The following is an 18063-nucleotide window of genomic DNA, read 5'->3' as shown; positions in this document are numbered from 1 at the left end:
GGGCGGGGCTGGGGCGCAGGGTGCGGGGTGGACGAGAGGAGCCCCGATGGCGATCTGCGACACCTGCGGCAATGACTACTGGATGGCGTTCGAGGTGCGGACGGTCAGCGGGCAGATCTACACCTTCGACTGCTTCGAGTGCGCGGCGACCAAGTTGGCGCCGGTGTGCGAGCACTGCTCGTGCCGGATCCTGGGGCACGGGGTGGAGGTCGAGGGCCGCTTCTACTGCTGTGCGCACTGCGCGCGCACGGCCGACGAGCGGTTGGGGGAGCGGATTCGGGACGCGGTGGGGGCGCATCCCGTGTGAGGCAGGCCCGGCCCCATCCGCGCGGGGCGGTGGGGCCGGGTCGCCAGATCAGCGTCGGGCTTTGAGGGTGATGTCGAGGGTGTTGCCCGGTCCGGCGACGAGACCGCTGAGCAGCGGGGTCAGCGGACCGCAGCCCTGCAGCGCGGGCAGCGTGTAGGTCCCGGAGAGCTTGCCGCCCTGGATGGGGTCGAAGCCGGGCTTGGACTTGAGCGGGATCTGGGCGGGGGTCTTGGTCTGGCAGCCGGGGTTGGCGTTGATCGGGAAGCCGAGCAGGCTCACCTTCGGCAGCTTCACGATCACGTTCGACGTGGTGCTTAGCGCGCCCGCGGACAGGGTGCCGGTGGTGCTACCGACCTGCTCGAACCGCACCTGCGCGGTGACCGGCAGCAGTCCCCACAACCGGAACCGCCCAGTCGTCGGGTTGAGCGTCAACTTCGCGTCGACGGCACCGGTGGTGAGCACGACCTGGGCCTCGATCCCGCCGGTGAGCGGGAGGGTGCCGTCGAGCGCGCGCAGCTTCCCGGACCCGGTGAGGTCGTAGCCGTACTTGATCACCGGTGGTCCGGTGGTCGGCTTGGTCCGCACCTTGACCACCCCACTCGCCGCCGAGACGTTGCCTGCCGCGTCCTTCGCCTTGACGGTGAACGAGTACTCGGTGTCAGCGGTCAGACCTGACACAGTGGCCGTGGTGCCCACGACACTCGCGGCGAGACTGGCCCCGCGATAGAGGTCGTACCCAGTGACGCCGACGTTGTCATTGGCGGCGTCCCAGGCTAGTGCTACCGAGGTGTCGGTGGCTCCTGTTGAGCGTAGGTTGCCTGGCGCACTTGGGGCTGTGGTGTCCGGTGTGGACTGAGTGCGCACCTTGAGCGCCGCGCTTGCGGCAGAGATGTTGCCTGCGGCGTCTTTGGCCTTGACGGCGTAAGTGTGCTCGGTGTCGGGTGTTAGGCCGTTGATGGTCGCCGTGGTCCCGGTGGCCGTGGCGACGGAGGTGGTGCCTTCGAAGACCTCGTAGCCGGTGACGCCCACGTTGTCGGTGGCGGCGTCCCAGGTCAGCGTTACCGAGGTTTGGGTAGCACCGGTCGAACGGAGGTTGCCAGGAGCACTAGGCGCGGCTGTGTCCGGGGAGGGCTGAGTGCGCACCTTAAGTGCCGAACTTGCTGGGGACACATTGCCTGCGGCGTCGCGGGCTTTGACGGTGTAGGTGTGTTCGGTATCCGGAGACAGACCGTTGATGGTTGCCGCGGTCCCGGTGGCCGTGGCGACCGACGTGGTGCCTTCGAAGACTTCGTAGCTTGTGACGCCGACGTTGTCGGTGGCGGCATCCCAAGCCAGCGTCACCGAGGTTTGGGTGCTGCCGGTCGCGCGGAAGTTGGTGGGGGTACTGGGGGCTGCGGTGTCTGGTGTGGGTTGGGTGCGTACCTTCAGTGCCGTGCTTGCGGCAGACACATTGCCCGCAGCGTCGCGGGCTTTGACGGTGAAGGTGTACTCGGTATCGGGGGTCAAGGCGTCGATGGTCGCTGTGGTGGCGGCGACCGACTTGGTAAGCGCCGCGTCCTGGTAGACGTCGTAGCCGGTGATGCCGACGTTGTCGGTGGCGGCGGTCCACTCAAGGGTGACGCTGGATTGAGTGGTGGCCGTGACGGTGAGAGCGGTTGGGGCGCTTGGTGCTTGGGTGTCCGGGGCGGCTGAGGTACGTGCGGTCAACGCCTGGCTGGCTGCGGACGCGTTGCCTGCGGCGTCTCGTGCTTTGACGGTGAATGTGTATGCCGTGTCCGCAGTCAACCCGTCAACGGTCGCCGTGGGCTCGGTGACCGACTTGGCCAGGGTGGAGCCCCGGTAGACGTCGTAGCTGGTGACGCCGACGTTGTCGGTTGAGGGATCCCAGGCCAGGCCGATGCTGGACTGCGAGGCCCCGGTTGAACGCAGGCCCGTGGGTGCGCTTGGTGCCGCTGTGTCCGGCGCGGCTGCCGTGCGTGCGATCAGCACCGGGCTGGCTGCGGACGCGTTGCCCGCTGCGTCTCGGGCCTTGACGGTGAAGGTGTAGTCGGTGTCCGCAGCTAACCCATCGACAGTCGCCGTAGTGCCGGTGACCGACTTGGCCAGAGTGGAGCCTTGGTAGACGTCGTAGCTGGTGACGCCGACGTTGTCCGAGGCCGCGTCCCACGCAAGGGCGACGCTCGTCTGGGTGGTGCCGGTCGCGCGCAGGTTGCCCGGAGTGGAGGGTGCCGCCGTGTCGGGTGCGGCTGAAGTGCGGGCCGTCAGTGCTGGACTAGCTGCGGATGCGTTGCCCGCTGCGTCTCGGGCTTTGACGGTGAACGTGTATGCCGTGTCCGCAGTCAACCCATCGACGGTCGCGGTGGTACCGGTGACCGACTTCGCCAGTGTCGCGCCTTGGTACACGTCGTAGCCCGTGACGCCCTTGTTGTCGGTTGAGGCGTCCCACGCGAGGGTGACACTGGTTTGGGTGGTGTCGGTCGCGCGCAGGTTGCCTGGGGCGGTTGGCGCCTCGGTGTCCTGGGCCTCGGTGATCGCGATCTCGGCGAACAGGTTGTTCTGCCCGGCCACCTGCGCGCACGCCGAGTCGAACGTGCCCAGCGGCGCGGTCCCGTCCGGCTTCTTCGGGGTCAGCCGCAGCAGCAGGTCCTTGATGAAGATCCGCACGGTGCCGACCTGCGGGGCCGTGATCGACGGCGCCCGCCCGGTCGCGGTGACGATGAAGTCCTGCCCGGTCGGCGGGACCGGCTGCAGCGGCACCGTGGCGGGCACCTCGAGCGGCAGCGTCAACCCGGGCATCACCAGTTCGGTGTTGGCGACCGCGCTGCCTTCGATTGTCACCGCGCCGATCAGGTTCATGCCCTGGGTGGCGGTCGGCCCCGCGTTGGACACGGTGTCGATCACGAACTCCGGCGACGGCGTGCCGAGCGGCAGCTCCGCCGGGATGTCGCCCTTGACCGTCACCTTGACCTGCTGGGTGCCGATCAGCGGGAACGGGCAGGTGTAGTTGAGCGTGACCTCCTGCGGCGCCGCGGTCCCGGTGCCGGAGCCGACCAGCACCCCGGCGGCCACCAGACCGGCGGCCGCGCCGACGGCGGTGGCCAGTCTTCGTCCTCTGCTTCCGAACTCCACGCCTGTTTCCTCTCTCCACGCCCCACGCACCCGGAAAACGGCACGGTGAAACAACCGCTCCGTTGTGGCGGGTGTGTTACAGGCAAGCCAAGGGAAAGACAAATGAAACAGCCGGCGCGCACTCCGGGCAATACCGGAGCTGAATTCGGAAATAATTTGTCATCGGCCGACAAATTCGGCGGCGGTGCTTATCCGGGGTGATTCACGCGGCTACCCGGCCCACGGCGCGAGCGGCACCCCGTCGAGCATCGGCAGCACCCCGGTCCGCTGCAGCGCGATCGCCGACATCCACACCGCGACCACGGTCAGCGCGGGCCCGACCAGGGCCATCTCCACCCGCCCACCGGTGCGCATCCGGAAGATCTTCGGCGGCGCGATCGGGTACCAGGTCTTCCAGGCGATCGGCACCGGCCACAGGATCGGGCAGCCCTGCTCGGTGATCGCGTCGCCGAGGTAGTGCGCGATGCAGCCGATGCCGACGGCGACCCCGCAGGCCGCGGCGTCGGCGGTGGTCTGGTCGGTCCACTTCAGGCACGCGTAGGTGAGCAGCAGGGCGGTGCCGGTGATCCACAGCGCGTCGTTGCGCGGGCACCACTTGTGCATGATCCCGCGCACCGCGAGCCCGCTGAAGAAGAACATCAGCACCGGCAGCGCCCACGACCGGCTGGTCTGGATGATCGCGGTGGTCACCACGGTCGCGATCAGCGCGAACACCAGCGTGTGGGTGAGGCCGCGGTGCCCGCCCTCGCGCTTGGAGTCCCGCTTGGTCCTGGTCACCTGGTAGACGCCGCGGCTGAGCGTGTTGAACACCTTCGACGCGGCCTGGGTGACCGGTCCGAAGGTCGAGGAGACGGTCGACTCGGGGTGGTCGAGGTCGGGTAACAGCGCCGCCCCGGTGGCCAGGATCGCCCCGACCAGCCAGCCCTTGGCGGAGAGGCTGCCGATGGCGGTGCCCTCGGCGAGCGCGGTGACCGCGGCCCACGCGGCGAGCCCGCTCATGGCGTGCGTAGGACCGGTCGACACCGGTGAACCCCCAGGAAACTCGAAAGCCGACAAACGCCGCTCACTCTAGGATCCGCGAGGTGCCGCTCCCGCCGTTTCCGATCAAGACCCGCCGACTCGTTTTGCGCCCCTACGCCGCGGAAGACGCTGACCAGCTCTATCGCGCCCAGTCGCGGGAAGACGTGACGCAGTACCTCTACTGGGGGCCGCGCACTCGCGAAGAGGCTGAGGTGGCTCTGGCCGACCGGATGACGCGGACAGCCCTGACTGTCGAAGGCGACCGTGTCATCCTCGCGGTAGACCTAGCTGACACGGGGGAGCTGCTGGGCGAGGTGCACCTGGCCTGGATCAGCGAGGAACACCGAACGGTGGAGATCGGCTACATCTTCCACCCCGACTACGCGGGCTACGGTTACGCCACCGAGGCCGCTGCGCAGCTCGTGCGGATAGCGTTCGACGACCTGGACATGCACCGGGTCATCGCGCGTCTCGACGCCGACAACGCTGCCTCGACGCGGCTGCTCGAACGGCTGGGGATGCGTAAGGAGGCCCACTTCGTGCGTAACGAGTTCGTCCGCGGTCGGTGGGCTGATGAGGCTGTCTTCGCGATGCTCGACAGCGAGTGGCCGTCAGCTCGGGTCGCGGAACCGTTCGTGCGCGGCCTGCCTGGTCACGCCTAACGCCTGGCCCACCTCGGTCCACGACGCCCCGGAGGTGCGGGCGGCGGCGACCGCGCGCTGGGTCAGCGGTCGGTGCCACGCCTCGATCTCGTGCAGCAGCTTGAGCGCGACCTCGGGACGGCTCTTGATCAGCTCCTCGACCTGTTCGCGCAGCACGTCCGACTTGACCAGCAACCAGCCGGGCGGCTCGGCCTCGACCGCGGGCAGGGCGTGCGCGCGGAACCAGTGCGCGGTCGCCTCTTCGCGGTCGCGGAAGTGCCGGTCGGCCGCCCAGCCGCAGTCGCAGTGCGGGCGCAGGTCGGTGATGCCACCCCGGTGTCCGGGCAGGTCCATGTCGTACACATCTGTCAGGATACCTTGACGGCATACCATCCCGGGTGACTGTGCCCACAGGCATCGTCCGCCCGAATAGCAGTACGCTTGTACCGTTTGAAGGCGTAGCAGGCGAGAGGAGCACCGCGGCTCATGGCCAAGATCAAGGTCCAGGGGAAGGTCGTCGAACTCGACGGCGACGAGATGACCCGGATCATCTGGCAGTTCATCAAGGACAAGCTGATCCACCCCTACCTGGACGTGGACCTGGAGTACTACGACCTGGGCATCGAGCACCGCGACGCCACCGACGACCAGGTGACCATCGACGCCGCCAACGCCATCAAGCAGCACGGGGTCGGCGTCAAGTGCGCCACCATCACCCCGGACGAGGCGCGGGTCGAGGAGTTCGGCCTGAAGAAGATGTGGGTCTCGCCCAACGGCACGATCCGCAACATCCTCGGCGGGGTCGTCTTCCGCGAGCCGATCATCATCTCCAACATCCCGCGGCTGGTGCCCGGCTGGACCAAGCCGATCATCATCGGCCGCCACGCCCACGGCGACCAGTACAAGGCGACCAACTTCAAGGTCGCGGGCGCCGGTGAGCTGACCATCACCTTCACGCCCGAGGACGGCTCCGAGCCGATCAAGCACGTCGTGGCCAACTACGGCCCCGACGGCGGCGTCGCGATGGGCATGTACAACTTCAACAAGTCCATCGAGGACTTCGCGCGGGCCTCCTTCTCCTACGGCCTGCAGCGCAACTACCCGGTGTACATGTCGACGAAGAACACCATCCTCAAGGCCTACGACGGTGCCTTCAAGGACATCTTCCAGGCCATCTTCGAGGCCGAGTTCAAGGCCGAGTTCGACGCCAAGGGCCTCACCTACGAGCACCGCCTGATCGACGACATGGTCGCCGCCGCGATGAAGTGGGAGGGCGGCTACGTCTGGGCCTGCAAGAACTACGACGGCGACGTCCAGTCCGACACCGTCGCCCAGGGCTTCGGCTCCCTCGGCCTGATGACCTCCGTGCTCTCCACCCCCGACGGCCGCACCGTCGAGGCCGAGGCCGCGCACGGCACCGTCACCCGGCACTACCGCCAGCACCAGGCGGGCAAGCCCACCTCGACCAACCCGATCGCGTCCATCTACGCCTGGACCCGCGGTCTGGCCCACCGGGGCAAGCTCGACAGCACCCCCGAGGTCACCGGCTTCGCCGAGACCCTCGAGCGGGTCGTCATCGAGACCGTGGAGAGCGGCCGGATGACCAAGGACCTGGCCCTGCTGGTCAGCAAGGACCAGGAGTGGCAGACCACCGAGGAGTTCCTCGCGACGCTGGACGAGAACCTGCAGAAGGCCGCAGGCTGACGCGTTCTCCCTTCGACGGCCCCCGCACCCAGGTGCGGGGGCCGTCGCCGTTTCCCCGCGCACCCGCTCCTGCGGGTCTGCTGGAGGTCCCGGCGTGCGCCGCGGTGCGCCGTGACTGTCGGTGCCCGGCGTTGGCTCCAGTGGGTGGTTCGGGCCACGGGCACTGGCGCGGGTCGGTGTGGTTGCGGGACCGTGGTGGGGAGCCGTCCGCGCACCGTGGAGTGTGAGTCGTGTTGCTGCCCAAGGGCACCCTGCTCGTCGGTGGTGGGATCATCGCCGTCGCGATCATCTATTCGATGGGGGTCGACCCGCCCAACGGCGAGTCGGCGCCGACCAGTGGCGTGGGTGGCTGCCGGGTCGCGGTCACCGCCGACGTGCTCAACGTGCGCGCGGCGCCGGAGGCCGCCGGGGCGATCGTCGGCAAGTTCAAGAGCGGCGCGGAGACCGACGCGGACAAGCTCGTGCAGAACGGCTACCGCAAACTCGGCGAGAACCGGTGGGCGTCGAACGAGTTCCTCAAGCCGCTGGACGGGCGCGACTGCGGGTAGCCATAGGGTGGTGGCGTGCTGACTGTCGCCACCGTCAACGTGAACGGGCTGCGTGCCGCCGCCAAGAAGGGCTTCCTGGAGTGGCTCGCCGCCACCGAGGCCGACGTGGTCTGCCTGCAGGAGGTGCGCTCGCCGGTCGACGAGCTGCCCGCCGAGTTCAGCGAGGGCTGGCACGCGGTGCACGCCGAGTCGACGCTGCTGCGCGGGCGCAACGGGGTCGCGGTGTACTCGCGGGAAGCGCCTGAGGCCACCCGGGTCGGCTTCGGCGTTTCCGAGTTCGAGGCCAGCGGCCGCTACGTAGAGGCCTGGTTCCCCGGCGTGGTCGTAGGCAGCGTCTACCTCCCCAGCGGTGAGGTCGGCACGCTGCGACAGGACCAGAAGGAACGCTTCATGGAGACGTTCCTGCCCTACCTAGTCGAACTCCGCGCTAAAGCCGCCGCCGACGGTCGAGAGGTCCTCATCTGCGGCGACTGGAACATCGCGCACCAGGAGATCGACCTGAAGGCGTGGAAGGCCAACCGCAAGAACGCGGGCTTCACCCCGGGCGAGCGCGCCTGGATGACCACCGTCTTCACCGACGCCGGCTACCGCGACGTCTTCCGGCAGCTGCACCCTGAAGGCCCCGGCCCGTACACCTGGTGGTCCTACCGCGGCAAAGCCTTCGACAACGACTCCGGCTGGCGCATCGACTACCACGTCTCCACCCCGCGCCTGGCCGACCGCACCACCACCATCACCGTCGAACGCCCCGAGAGCTACGACGCCCGCTGGACCGACCACGCCCCGGTCACCGCCGTCTACAACTGGCCGCCCACCGACTGACGCCCAGGCCGCGCTCCGGGCGGGCCTGTGCCGTGGCCGAACGGAATCTCGCGGAGCGCCGGAGGTGATGGCGGTGCACGAGCTCGTCGCGGCCAGGCTGCCCGCGATCGAAGACCTCTGCCGCTGGACCGGGGTCCGCAGGCTCGACCTGTTCGGATCGGCGCTCGGCGAGCGCTTCGACCCCGAGACCAGTGATGTCGACGTCCTCGTCGAGTTCGCGGGTGGTCCGGGGTTCGACCACTTCGACGCCTACTTCTCGCTCAAGGAGGGGCTCGAAGCCCTCCTCGGGCGCCCGGTGGACGTCGTGACCACCGCTGGGCTCCGAAATCCCTACTTCCGGCAACAGGTGCTGGAGAGCAGGGAGATGCTCTATTTCGCTGTGTGACGCCCGGGGTGCGACGACGTGGTCAGCTTTGCTCCCGTGGTGGTGGGTTCTGGGCAGCTGGGCACGTGATCGGGTGTCACCCGGGTAGGTGGTCTGTGGGGCGCCTGTGGGTCACCAGGTGCAACCGCGCGCCTACCCAGCGTCCCGGTGTCCGGCCAGGCCAGCGGTGACCTGCGCCACTGCGCAGACTGCGACGTGGCCATCTGGTGATCGACTACCCCGTGCCGCCGGGCGCTGTGGACAGGGCTAGTCTCGCGGGCGTCAACCGAACGTGCGGTCCAGGCCGCCACGATCGGTCGCGGGTTCCGGGGACCAGGCCGATGGTGCTAGTCCAATCGAGGGACGGTAGCGCAGTGTCAAGTGGTGTCGATTCGTGAGCGCGCGGACTCTGCGCGCGCTGGGGTCGCGCGTGGCGGTCGCCACGACCGGGGCGGTGGCCCTCGTCCTCGGGTCCACCCAGGTCGCCTCGGCGGCCGTTGACGGTGCGGTGGAGAGCAGCGTGCCGTTCACCGTGGCCGGTCCGGTCGGGATCGCGGCCGTGATCGTCGGGGTCGGTGGGTTCGCCGTGGGGCTCGTGCGCAGGCGCAAGGCGACCAAGGCGCCCGCGCCCGCGGTGACGCCGTTGAAGGTGCCCGCGCCGCGCAGGGCGCACCAGGCCGACAACCGGGCCTGACCCAAGAACAACGCGAGAGCCCCCCGTGCGCGAAGCACGGGGGGCTCTCGTCGTCGAACGGAGTCGAGCGGGTCGAGCGGACTAGCGGACCGCGGCCAGGGCGTCGATCAGGCCCGAGCCGTAGAACCCGCGACCGGAGCGACCACCCTCGCAGGTCGCCGCCCAGACGCCGGTGCCGTCCGGGTCGTACACGCCGCTGGGGCACGCCTGGCGGTCGGCACCCACGTGCAGGGCGCCGATGACCAGCGGGGCGGGCCAGTTGCGGTGCGTGGAGCGGATCAGCGCGACCACACCGGCGGCGTGCGGGGACGCCATCGAGGTGCCCTGCTTGTAGCCCCACGCGCCACCGACGACGGTCGAGAGCACGCGGCCGTTGGCGTCGGGGGTGGTCGGGATCTGCATCCGGTCACCGCCGGGGGCGGCCACGTCGGTCTCGGTGATGCCGTAGTTGGAGAAGTAGGACTTCTCGTTCTTCACACCGGTCGAGGACACGCCGACGACGCCGTCGATCTCGCTGGGCAGGTTGAAGCACTCGGGGCCGGTCTCGCGGGTCACCGGGGTGCCGTTGTTCGGGCTGCCCGAGTCGGTGATGTCGTGCGAGAGGTCCCAGTTGCTGTTGCCGAGCGCGGCGACGTTGACCACGCCGCGGTGCGCCGAGTAGTTCACCGCGCGGGTCACGGCGGTGATCACGGCGCGCTGGTCGGCGTCGGTGCGGCACCACAGGAACCACGGGTCGATGAAGTACGAGTTGTTCGTGACGTGGATGCCCTTCTCGGCCGCCCACACGAACCCGCAGATCGCGTACTCGGGGTAGATGTAGCCCTCGTCGTCGACGACCTTCACCGAGGCCAGCTTGACGTTCGGGGCGACGCCGACGACGCCGACACCGTTCTTGGCCGCGGCGATGATGCCCGCGACGTGGGTGCCGTGGTCGCTGGTGGTCGGCGCCCAGGCGGCCGGGTTGGTGTCCGGCACGCCCTCGTTGGTGCAGCCGACCGAGCGGGACGCGTCGACGTTGGCCGCGAGGTCGGGGTGGCTGGCCTCGATGCCGGAGTCGAGCACGCCGACGACGACGTTGGGGCTGCCGCCGGAGCGGGCGTGGGCCTGGTCGGCCTTGATGGCCTTCAGGTTCCACTGGTTGACGCTGAGCGGGTCGCCCGGGTCGGTCGGCTTGCCCTTGCCGCCGTTGGTGACGACCGCCTCGGTCGCCTCCAGCGCGCGCGAGTTGCCCTGGGCCGCGGCGATGCGGGCCGCGGGCGGGGTGGTGGCCAGCTCGACGCGGTCGCGGGTCGCCCCGGCACCGCGGACACCCGGCTTGCCGCGGACCACGGTGGCGAAGTCGGCGTTGGGCGAGGTCGCCACCACGACGCCGATCTGCGGCCAGCTCTTGACCACGGTGCCGCCCGCGGCGCGCACCGCGCGCTCGACCTGGCCGAGGTTGCGGCCCTCGTCACCGAGGACGACGAAGTGGGCACCGCCCGCCGCCACGGCGGCCGAGTCCTGCGCCGCGGGTGCCGCGTTGGCCTGACCCGCTGCGGTCGCCAGGCCGGTCGCTGCGGTGGCGAGCACCACCGCGGCGCCGATCAGGCGGAGTCGGGAACGTCTGTGCACGGGAGAACCTCCAGGTCGGGGATCGGGCGGCCAGGCGCCGGTCGGGCGCGCGCGAGGCGCGGCTGGCCTGCCGAGAACCTGTCACCTTGGGACGGTGGGCACAATCCGCCGGTTGGGCCAGCGCATCCGGCGGGGGCCGCGCCTGCGACACTGGGCGCCGTGTCCACCGAGAGCAGCCCGGAGCGCAAGCCGCGCGTGTTGTCCGGCATCCAGCCGACCGCCGACTCCTTCCACCTCGGCAACTACCTCGGCGCGGTGCGCCAGTGGGTGGCGCTGCAGGACACCCACGACGCCTTCTACTTCCTGGCCGACCTGCACGCGATCACCGTCGAGCACGACCCGAAGCTGCTGCGCAAGCGGACCAGGACCTCCGCGGCGCAACTGCTGGCGCTGGGCCTCGACCCGGCGCGGACCACGCTGTTCGTGCAGAGCCAGGTGCCCGAGCACGCCGAGCTGGGCTGGGTGATGCAGTGCCTCACCGGGTTCGGCGAGGCCGGTCGGATGACCCAGTTCAAGGACAAGTCGGCCAAGCAGGAGGTCGTCAGCGTCGGCCTCTTCACCTACCCGATCCTGCAGGCGGCCGACATCTTGCTCTACCGGCCGCAGTACGTGCCGGTGGGCGAGGACCAGCGGCAGCACCTAGAGCTGACCCGTGACCTCGCGCAGCGGTTCAACTCGCGGTTCGGCAAGACCTTCACCCCGCCCGAGGCCTACATCCTCAAGGACACGGCCAAGATCTACGACCTGCAGGAGCCGGGGGCGAAGATGAGCAAGTCCGCCTCCAGCCCCAACGGCATCATCGAGTTGCTCGACGACCCGAAGGTGTCGGCGAAGAAGATCCGCTCCGCGGTCACCGACACCGGCCGGGAGGTCGTGTTCGACCAGGAGAACAAGCCGGGGGTCAGCAACCTGCTCGGCATCTTCTCGGCGCTGACCGACCGGACCATCGATGACCTGCAGACCGCCTACGACGGCAAGGGCTACGGCGACCTGAAGAAGGACCTCGGCGAGGTCGTCGCCGAGTTCGTCACGCCGGTGCGCGACCGGGTCAAGTCCTATTTGGACGACCCGGCCGAACTGGACAAGATCCTGCGCGCCGGTGCCGAGCGGGCCCGAGAGGTCGCCTCGGCCACGCTGTCGCGGGTGTACGACAAGACCGGCTTCCTCGCCTAGTACCCCTTCGCCTGGTACTCAGCGCCCGGTACGCCTGGTGCCTGGTGCCCTCGTGCTGAGTGCCCTGGTACCGGGTGCCTGGTGCTGGGTGCCCTGGTATCGGGTTCCTGGTGCTGAGCCGGACAGCCGGGCACTCCCGGCTCCCCGACCTGCGACTCCGCGCCAGCGGGGTGACCTGGATTCACCCGCCCCAGCGACAGAAGTTATCCACATGTGGATCTTCGCCGCCCCACTTTCAAGATCCTTTGTCGGTGGGGCCCAGTAGACTGGCCCTGGGGCCGCCCCCCGGTGAGGGTGGGGGCTGCGCCCCCGACCCGCGCGCGGGGGTCTGGTGGTTGGCGGGGTGCGGTGGCGCTAGCTGTAGTCGATCGTCCAGGTGCTGCCGGTGAATACCGCGTTCGCCTTGGTCTTCCCGCCGGGGAAGCTCAACCGCACGGCGGCAGCGGTACCGGGGTCGATGACGGCTCCGGCGGCATAGCGCGCCAGGGTGAGCCAGTACTCGGGGTGCGGGTCGAAGGTGAGGTCGACGCCCGGTTCGGTTGGGGCGACGAAGGTGGCCGCGCCGTCCATGCCGATGCCGACGCAGCCGCGGCGGTACGCGCCCGCGCCGGGGACGGTGTCGTCTTGGAACACGGCGAGAACGCCGTCGGGGTGGTTGCCGAGTTCGCGGTGGAAACCGAAGTTCCCGGCCCGGTAGGACAACCCGGCGACGTTATAACGGGCAAGTCTTGCGTCAAGAATTCCTGCGCGGCCGTAATCGACTCCGTCGTGCAGGTTGCCCTGCCTGCCGTGGACGAAGCAGTAGTTCAGCGACCATTCCAGCGTGGCGGTCGTGCCGGGGCGGGAGAGGCGGGCCAGCCAGGCCAGCGGGACGGCGTTGTCCGGCAGCGACGGCGAGCTCTGGAACACCACGGCGTTCCGTCCGTCCACAGTGGAACGGTTGGTGACGGTCACGGAGTGCTGGGCGCCCAGCGACGGAACCAGGTCGGCGACGTCGACGCCCTGGAGGGTGTGGGTCATGGTGGCCTTTCATGATCGGTGCAGACGCGGATCCCGCCGACGCTAGGGGGTCGCGGGCCGCCGGGAGAACGATGATCACCCGTTCTCCGCACAACTGCGCCCGTTCGGGCGATGGGCCGGTCGGAAACCCGCGCGCCTGAAGATCTTTCGCGTTGCGGTCCCGGCCTGGGCGGCTAGAGTTCCCGTGGTGACCGAGAACGAGTCGGCCCTGACCCGGCTGCGCGCCCGTCGCCCTGCCATCGACCACCTGATCCGGGCCTTCGACGCGTTCACCGAGCGCTACGGCAACCACTTCGCCGCGTCGATCACCTACTTCAGCGTCCTGTCGCTGTTCCCGCTGACGCTCATCGGTGTCGCGGTCATCGGTTTTGTGGTGGTGGGCCAGCCCGACACGTTGTTGGAACTGCGCGGCACCATCATCGAGGCGGCGCCGACCAGCATCCGGCGAACTCTCGACGACCTCGTTCAAACGGCAATCGACGAGCGCGGGAAGGTCGGGATAATCGGTCTTCTTACCGCCGCTTACACCGGTCTCGGCTGGATGAGTAACCTCCGTGACGCCCTTACCGCGCAGTGGGGCCAAAAGCTCGACCAGCGCCCGTTCTTCCGCGGGATGCTGATGGACCTGTTGGCACTACTGGGCTTGGGCGCCGCGCTAGCCGTGTCGTTCGGCCTTAGCGCTATCGGCAGCGGTCTTGCTGACACCTTGCTCGACGCGGTAGGCCTAGGTGGCTACGGGTGGGCCAAGGTCGTGCTGTTCATCGTGACCACGGTGCTGTCTATAGGCGCGAACTGGCTTGTGTTCCTGTGGGTCATCGCTCGGCTGCCCCGCAGGCCGGTAAGCGTCAAGAGTGCTGTGCGTGGTGCTCTTGCCGCCGCTATTGGGTTCGAACTGCTTAAGCTGGTCGGCGCCCTCTACTTGAATACCGTGCTGGGCGGACCTTTGGGGACAATCATCGGCCCGATCGTCGGTCTGCTGGTGTTCGCGAACCTGGTCTCCCGGTTCCTGCTGTTCATCACCGCGTGGACGGCCACCGCCAAGGAGAACATCGTCAAGGAACCCCCGGCGGCCCCACCCCCCGCGGTGATCCGCCCCTTGGTCGAGGAAGCCCGCACCCCCCGCCTCAAAGAAGCCCTCGGCCTCATCGGCGTCGGCGCCGCCCTAGGCCTGGCCTGGCGCCGCCGGAAGTAAACCCTTCCCACCCACCGCAGCTTTCACCCCAACCGGCCACCCCAGCCGACCCACTCCGCTGCCCCAAATCCCCAAAACCGCTGCCCCACAACCGCCCCAGGCCGACCAAGATCGCCCGCCCCAGCCCCCACCCTCTCCGGGGGGCGGCCCCGATGCCAGTCTATCTGGTTACAAGATCAAACGGTGGGTCGCCGAAAATCTGTGGATAACTTGGGCGTTGTGGATAACTTCGGCCCGGACGGAGTTCTTCCGGGGCGAGTTCGTGCGCTGAAGTGGGTTTAGCCGAGGATGCTGCCCAGGGGGCGATGGCATTCGAACCGTGAAGCTGAATGGTCAACGCAAGTTCGCACAGTGGGCCCGGCACGGAGTGGCGACTACCAGCCCATGTCCCGGGCGACCGCTTCCTGCGCCGCGGCGATCTCCTCCGCCGTGGACCCGGCGATGTCGCTGTCCACGTCCGCCTCCAGCCGGGACAGCAGGTCGGTCAGCGCCTGCTTCTGCGCCGGGTGGGTGATCGGCACCGTGTTCAGGTCGGTGCTCATCAGCCAGTCGAACAGCACAATGGCGTCAGCTCGCCACAAGGGGATGTTGACGTTGTCCACGTCGCTCATCCTGCCCGCAATGCCCGCATCGGCAACCCCGGCCGGGTCAGCCGGTGGCGGTGCGGGCAGCTCGGGCGGCGCGGGCTCGCTTGCGACGGAACCACAGGCCGAACGTGACCAGTACCGCCACGCCTGCCAGGGCCACCAGCGGCGCGCCGTAGTTGCCGAACGCTGACCGTTGCGCGTCCGGCGGGAGGGCGGTGTCTGCGGCCGGGGCGCTGCCGCTCGAGGGCTGCTGCGGTTCGTTGGACGACGTCGTGCCCAGGCCGGTGTCCTGCTTGGGCTGCGCCTCCGGGGCGTGGTCCACGAGCTGTCCGACCGGCTTGGCCTTCTCGGCGGCCAGGGCGAAGCCGTAGTCGAGTAGCCGGGATGCCTGCTCGGCCAGCGGGTTCGGGTTCAGCTCGCCGCGCAGCAACACGACCGCGATGCGGGTGTTGCCGCGCTTGGCGCCGCCGACGTAGGTGTGCCGGGCGTCGTCGGTGAAGCCGGTCTTGCCACCGGTGAAGCCCTGGTAGCGGCCGAGGAGCTTGTTGTCGTTGATGACCTTGTAGCCCGGCTTGGTGCCGTAGCCGGGGAAGTCGAGCGACTTCGTGGCGATGGCCTCGGCGAACTCCTTGTGCTTCATCGCCGCGCGGAAGACCAGGCTCAGGTCGTAGGCCGAGGTGCTCATGCCGGGCCCGTCGAGGCCGGACGGGGTCGCCGCGCGGGTGTCGAGCGCGCCGATCTCCTTGGCCAGCGCGTTCATCTTCTCCAGCGCAGCAGGCACGCCGCCGAGCTGACCGGCCAGCGCGTGCGCCGCGTCGTTGCCTGAGCGCATCAGCAGGGCGAACAGCAGTTGGCGGACCGTGTACTGGCCACCGGGGCCGATGCCGACCTTGGTGCCCTCCTGGTTGGCGTCGTCCTGGGTGCCGGTGACGACCTCGTCGAGCCGCAGCTCGCGGATCACCACCACGGCCAGCAGCGTCTTGATCAGCGACGCGGGCCGCTCCCTGGCGTGCGGGTCCTTGGCGGCCAGCACCGCGCCGGTGTCGACGTCGGCGATGACCCACGACGCCGAGGTGATGTCACCGGTGATGGCGGCCTTCGCGCCGTTGGGCACCACCAGGCCGCACTCGCCCATCCGCGTGCCGCCGACCGGCTCCTTGGGCACCGGCAGCGGCTCGGGGCTCGGCTGGCCCGGCTTGGGCTCCTCCGAGGTGTCCACCGGGGGCGGCGGCCGGTCGTGGTTCTGGCACTGGGCGCTGTTCGACGTGGGCGCCTGGGTGCCGGTTGTCTGCTGCTGGGCCTTGCGGACCACCGGCTGCGCGGCCACCGGGGTCGCGAGCGTGGCCCCGAAGAGCAGGGCGCACAACGGGACGAAGAGGGCGGTCACGGTCCTGCGGGCTGCGAAGCGCACCCCTGCAGGGTAGGGCCTGTCACGATCCGGCCACGATCCGGCCTGTCACCCACACGTGGGCAGCCGCCGTCCGCGCTGGATACTGCCCGTATGAGTCGGCGCGCGGCGTTGTTCCTGGTGGGCTTCGGGGTGTGGTCGTGGGTGATCTGGCCCATGTTCTTGCGCAACATCTGGGCCGACCCGCGGTCCTTCGCGCCGGGGCCGACCGGTTTCTTCCTGGTGCACGCCCTGCTGACCGCCGCGTCACTGCTGTTCGGCACGATGATCGGCGTCATCGGCTGGCGGGCCTGGAGGAGGAGTTAGGCGTGGAGTTCGTCCGACACTTGCTGGTCTTCCTGCACCTGCTGGGCATGGGTGCCCTGATCGGGGCGTTGCTGCTGCAGTTCCGTTCGCCCGAAGAGGTGAACAAGGGCTGGTTGCACGGCGCCGGGCTGCAACTGGTGACCGGGATCGCCCTGATGGCGTTGGCCCCGCTCACCGGGGCCGAGTACAACCACATGAAACTGGGCATCAAGCTGCTGGTCGTCGTGGCGGTCCTGGTGCTGGCCGTCACGTTCACCGCCAAGAAGGCGAACCCGCGCTGGCTGCCACCGACCCTGGGCGGGTTGGTCGTGCTCAACGTGGGGCTGGCCGTCTTCTGGACGTGAGGTTACCGGTCGGTAAGATGAGGTCATGCCTACCGGCCGCAGGTTCGACGTCGTGTTGTTCGGGGCCACCGGGTTCACCGGTCAGCTGACCGCTGAGTACCTGGCGCGCCACGCGCCCACCGGGACCCGGTGGGCGCTCGCCGGGCGCAACCGGGCGAAGCTGGAGGCCGTGCGCGACCGCCTCGGCGTCGAGGGCGTCGACCTGCTGACCGCGGATGTGAACGACCCGGCCTCGCTCGCCGCCGTCGCGGAGGCGACCCGGGTCGTCATCACCACCGTCGGCCCGTACATCACCTACGGCGACCCCCTGGTGGGCGCGTGCGCCGCCGCTGGCACCGACTACGTCGATCTCACCGGTGAACCCGAGTTCGTCGACCGCACCTACCTGCGCCACCACGCGAAGGCGGTGGAAACAGGAGCCCGGCTCGTCCACTGCTGCGGTTTCGATTCGATCCCTTACGACCTCGGCGTGCTCTACACCGTGAACCAGCTACCGGCCGACGTACCGCTAACTGTCAACGGTTACCTCACCGTCTCAGCCTCCATCTCCGGCGGGACGTTCCAGTCAGCCGTGAACGCCTTCTCGCGCCTCGGCGACATGCGCAAGGCAGCTGCTGAGCGTCGCAAGGTCGAGCCAAGGCCCGCTCGTAAGGCTCGGGGTCGGGGTAAGGCGGGGCGGGTGGCTGATCTGGGTATCTGGGCGGTACCGCTACCGACCATCGACCCACAGGTGGTCCTACGGTCCGCCCGCGCGCTGGACCAGTACGGACCCGAGTTCAGCTACGGCCACCACCTGGCCGTCAAACGCTTCCCCGCGGCCCTAGCCGTCTCCGGCGGCGCTATAGGCCTCATCGCGGCATCTCAGGTCCCACCACTGCGCAACTGGCTGCTGACCCGCAAGCCCGCCGGTGAAGGCCCGACCGAAGCCCAGCGCGAACGCTCTTGGTTCAAGGCCACCTTCATCGGCACCGGCGGCGATAGGCGCGTCCACACCGAAATCACCGGCGGCGACCCCGGCTACGGCGAGACCTCCAAGATGCTCGCCGAATCAGCCCTCTCCCTAGCCTTCGACGCCCTCCCGCCCACCGCGGGCCAGGTAACCACCGCGACAGCCATGGGCACCGCGCTCATCGACCGCCTAGTGGCCGCAGGCATCGAGTTCCGCACAGTGTCTTCCGCCGTTCGAACCTGAC

19 protein-coding genes are annotated in these 18063 nt (G+C 69.2%); 12 read left to right on the top strand and 7 right to left on the bottom strand.

From position 1 onward, the window contains the following. The first annotated feature begins 46 nt into the window (after window positions 1–46). Complete coding sequence (locus LV75_RS24495) at window positions 47–307, top strand: metallothionein (protein WP_253889336.1); 261 nt, start codon at window positions 47–49, stop codon at window positions 305–307. Window positions 308–355: 48 nt separating this feature from the next. Here LV75_RS24495 and LV75_RS24490 read toward each other — a convergent pair whose 3' ends face one another. Both LV75_RS24490 and LV75_RS24480 read right to left on the bottom strand, forming a co-directional pair. Beyond that, complete coding sequence (locus LV75_RS24490; protein ID WP_308211034.1) at window positions 356–3436, bottom strand: fibronectin type III domain-containing protein; 3081 nt, start codon at window positions 3434–3436, stop codon at window positions 356–358. Window positions 3437–3646: 210 nt separating this feature from the next. Continuing rightward, the gene (locus LV75_RS24480) at window positions 3647–4459 is read right to left on the bottom strand and encodes a metal-dependent hydrolase (protein ID WP_253889335.1); all 813 of its coding nucleotides are present in this window, start codon (window positions 4457–4459) and stop codon (window positions 3647–3649) included. A gap of 59 nt (window positions 4460–4518) precedes the next feature. Between LV75_RS24480 and LV75_RS24475 the strand changes: the two genes are divergently transcribed. Next, complete coding sequence (locus tag LV75_RS24475) at window positions 4519–5118, top strand: GNAT family N-acetyltransferase (RefSeq protein WP_253889334.1); 600 nt, start codon at window positions 4519–4521, stop codon at window positions 5116–5118. Here the strand turns inward: LV75_RS24475 and LV75_RS24470 are convergent. Then, window positions 5068–5451: a hypothetical protein gene (locus LV75_RS24470; protein ID WP_253889443.1), complete on the bottom strand. Its 384-nt coding sequence runs from the start codon at window positions 5449–5451 to the stop codon at window positions 5068–5070. The two genes, LV75_RS24475 and LV75_RS24470, sit on opposite strands and share 51 nt — an antisense overlap. A 132-nt stretch (window positions 5452–5583) precedes the next feature. On the opposite strand from LV75_RS24470, the gene LV75_RS24465 reads away from it, so the two are divergent. The 5 genes from LV75_RS24465 to LV75_RS24445 all read left to right on the top strand — a co-directional run bounded on the left by LV75_RS24465 (window position 5584) and on the right by LV75_RS24445 (window position 9229). Further along, a complete protein-coding gene (locus LV75_RS24465; protein ID WP_253889333.1) occupies window positions 5584–6801 on the top strand; it encodes an NADP-dependent isocitrate dehydrogenase in 1218 nt (405 codons plus the stop codon). Window positions 6802–7031: 230 nt separating this feature from the next. Then, window positions 7032–7349 (top strand): SH3 domain-containing protein, encoded by a 318-nt coding sequence (locus LV75_RS24460; protein WP_253889332.1) that lies wholly within the window; start codon window positions 7032–7034, stop codon window positions 7347–7349. Window positions 7350–7364: 15 nt separating this feature from the next. Further along, window positions 7365–8171, top strand: coding sequence for an exodeoxyribonuclease III (locus LV75_RS24455; protein ID WP_253889331.1), 807 nt, complete (start codon window positions 7365–7367; stop codon window positions 8169–8171). A gap of 73 nt (window positions 8172–8244) precedes the next feature. Beyond that, window positions 8245–8556: a nucleotidyltransferase family protein gene (locus LV75_RS24450; RefSeq protein ID WP_253889330.1), complete on the top strand. Its 312-nt coding sequence runs from the start codon at window positions 8245–8247 to the stop codon at window positions 8554–8556. Between the two features lie 373 nt (window positions 8557–8929). Next, window positions 8930–9229, top strand: a complete 300-nt coding sequence (locus LV75_RS24445; RefSeq protein WP_253889329.1) for a hypothetical protein — start codon at window positions 8930–8932, stop codon at window positions 9227–9229. A gap of 81 nt (window positions 9230–9310) precedes the next feature. Here LV75_RS24445 and LV75_RS24440 read toward each other — a convergent pair whose 3' ends face one another. Then, window positions 9311–10840 (bottom strand): S8 family peptidase, encoded by a 1530-nt coding sequence (locus LV75_RS24440; protein WP_253889328.1) that lies wholly within the window; start codon window positions 10838–10840, stop codon window positions 9311–9313. A gap of 159 nt (window positions 10841–10999) precedes the next feature. Between LV75_RS24440 and trpS the strand changes: the two genes are divergently transcribed. Next, window positions 11000–12013 carry a tryptophan--tRNA ligase gene (trpS, locus tag LV75_RS24435; RefSeq protein ID WP_253889327.1) on the top strand — a complete coding sequence of 338 codons (1014 nt, stop codon included), beginning with the start codon at window positions 11000–11002 and terminating at the stop codon, window positions 12011–12013. Between the two features lie 354 nt (window positions 12014–12367). On the opposite strand, the gene LV75_RS24430 is transcribed toward trpS, so the two are convergent. Beyond that, window positions 12368–13033, bottom strand: a complete 666-nt coding sequence (locus LV75_RS24430) for a RhiA family protein (protein ID WP_253889326.1) — start codon at window positions 13031–13033, stop codon at window positions 12368–12370. A 184-nt stretch (window positions 13034–13217) separates the two neighbouring features. Here LV75_RS24430 and yhjD point away from each other — a divergent pair, with 184 nt between their 5' ends. Further along, window positions 13218–14225 carry an inner membrane protein YhjD gene (gene yhjD, locus LV75_RS24425; protein ID WP_372504225.1) on the top strand — a complete coding sequence of 336 codons (1008 nt, stop codon included), beginning with the start codon at window positions 13218–13220 and terminating at the stop codon, window positions 14223–14225. A gap of 374 nt (window positions 14226–14599) precedes the next feature. On the opposite strand, the gene LV75_RS24420 is transcribed toward yhjD, so the two are convergent. Next, window positions 14600–14836, bottom strand: a complete 237-nt coding sequence (locus LV75_RS24420) for a hypothetical protein (protein ID WP_253889324.1) — start codon at window positions 14834–14836, stop codon at window positions 14600–14602. Between the two features lie 37 nt (window positions 14837–14873). Continuing rightward, window positions 14874–16223, bottom strand: coding sequence for a D-alanyl-D-alanine carboxypeptidase family protein (locus LV75_RS24415; RefSeq protein ID WP_253889323.1), 1350 nt, complete (start codon window positions 16221–16223; stop codon window positions 14874–14876). Window positions 16224–16313: 90 nt separating this feature from the next. On the opposite strand from LV75_RS24415, the gene LV75_RS24410 reads away from it, so the two are divergent. The 3 genes from LV75_RS24410 to LV75_RS24400 are packed head-to-tail and all read left to right on the top strand — an operon-like array spanning window position 16314 to window position 18062. Then, window positions 16314–16526: an SCO4848 family membrane protein gene (locus LV75_RS24410; protein WP_253889322.1), complete on the top strand. Its 213-nt coding sequence runs from the start codon at window positions 16314–16316 to the stop codon at window positions 16524–16526. A gap of 2 nt (window positions 16527–16528) precedes the next feature. Beyond that, entirely contained in the window at window positions 16529–16870 is a 342-nt protein-coding gene (locus tag LV75_RS24405) for a hypothetical protein (RefSeq protein ID WP_253889321.1), read from the top strand. Between the two features lie 25 nt (window positions 16871–16895). Further along, window positions 16896–18062 carry a saccharopine dehydrogenase family protein gene (locus LV75_RS24400; protein ID WP_253889320.1) on the top strand — a complete coding sequence of 389 codons (1167 nt, stop codon included), beginning with the start codon at window positions 16896–16898 and terminating at the stop codon, window positions 18060–18062. Window position 18063 lies beyond the last annotated feature (1 nt).

Source organism: Actinokineospora diospyrosa (genome assembly GCF_024171925.1).
In the GTDB taxonomy this organism is placed as follows: Bacteria; Actinomycetota; Actinomycetes; order Mycobacteriales; family Pseudonocardiaceae; genus Actinokineospora; species Actinokineospora diospyrosa.
Note: the sequence above shows the minus strand (reverse complement) of the source record. Positions and strands in the feature narration are given on the sequence as shown.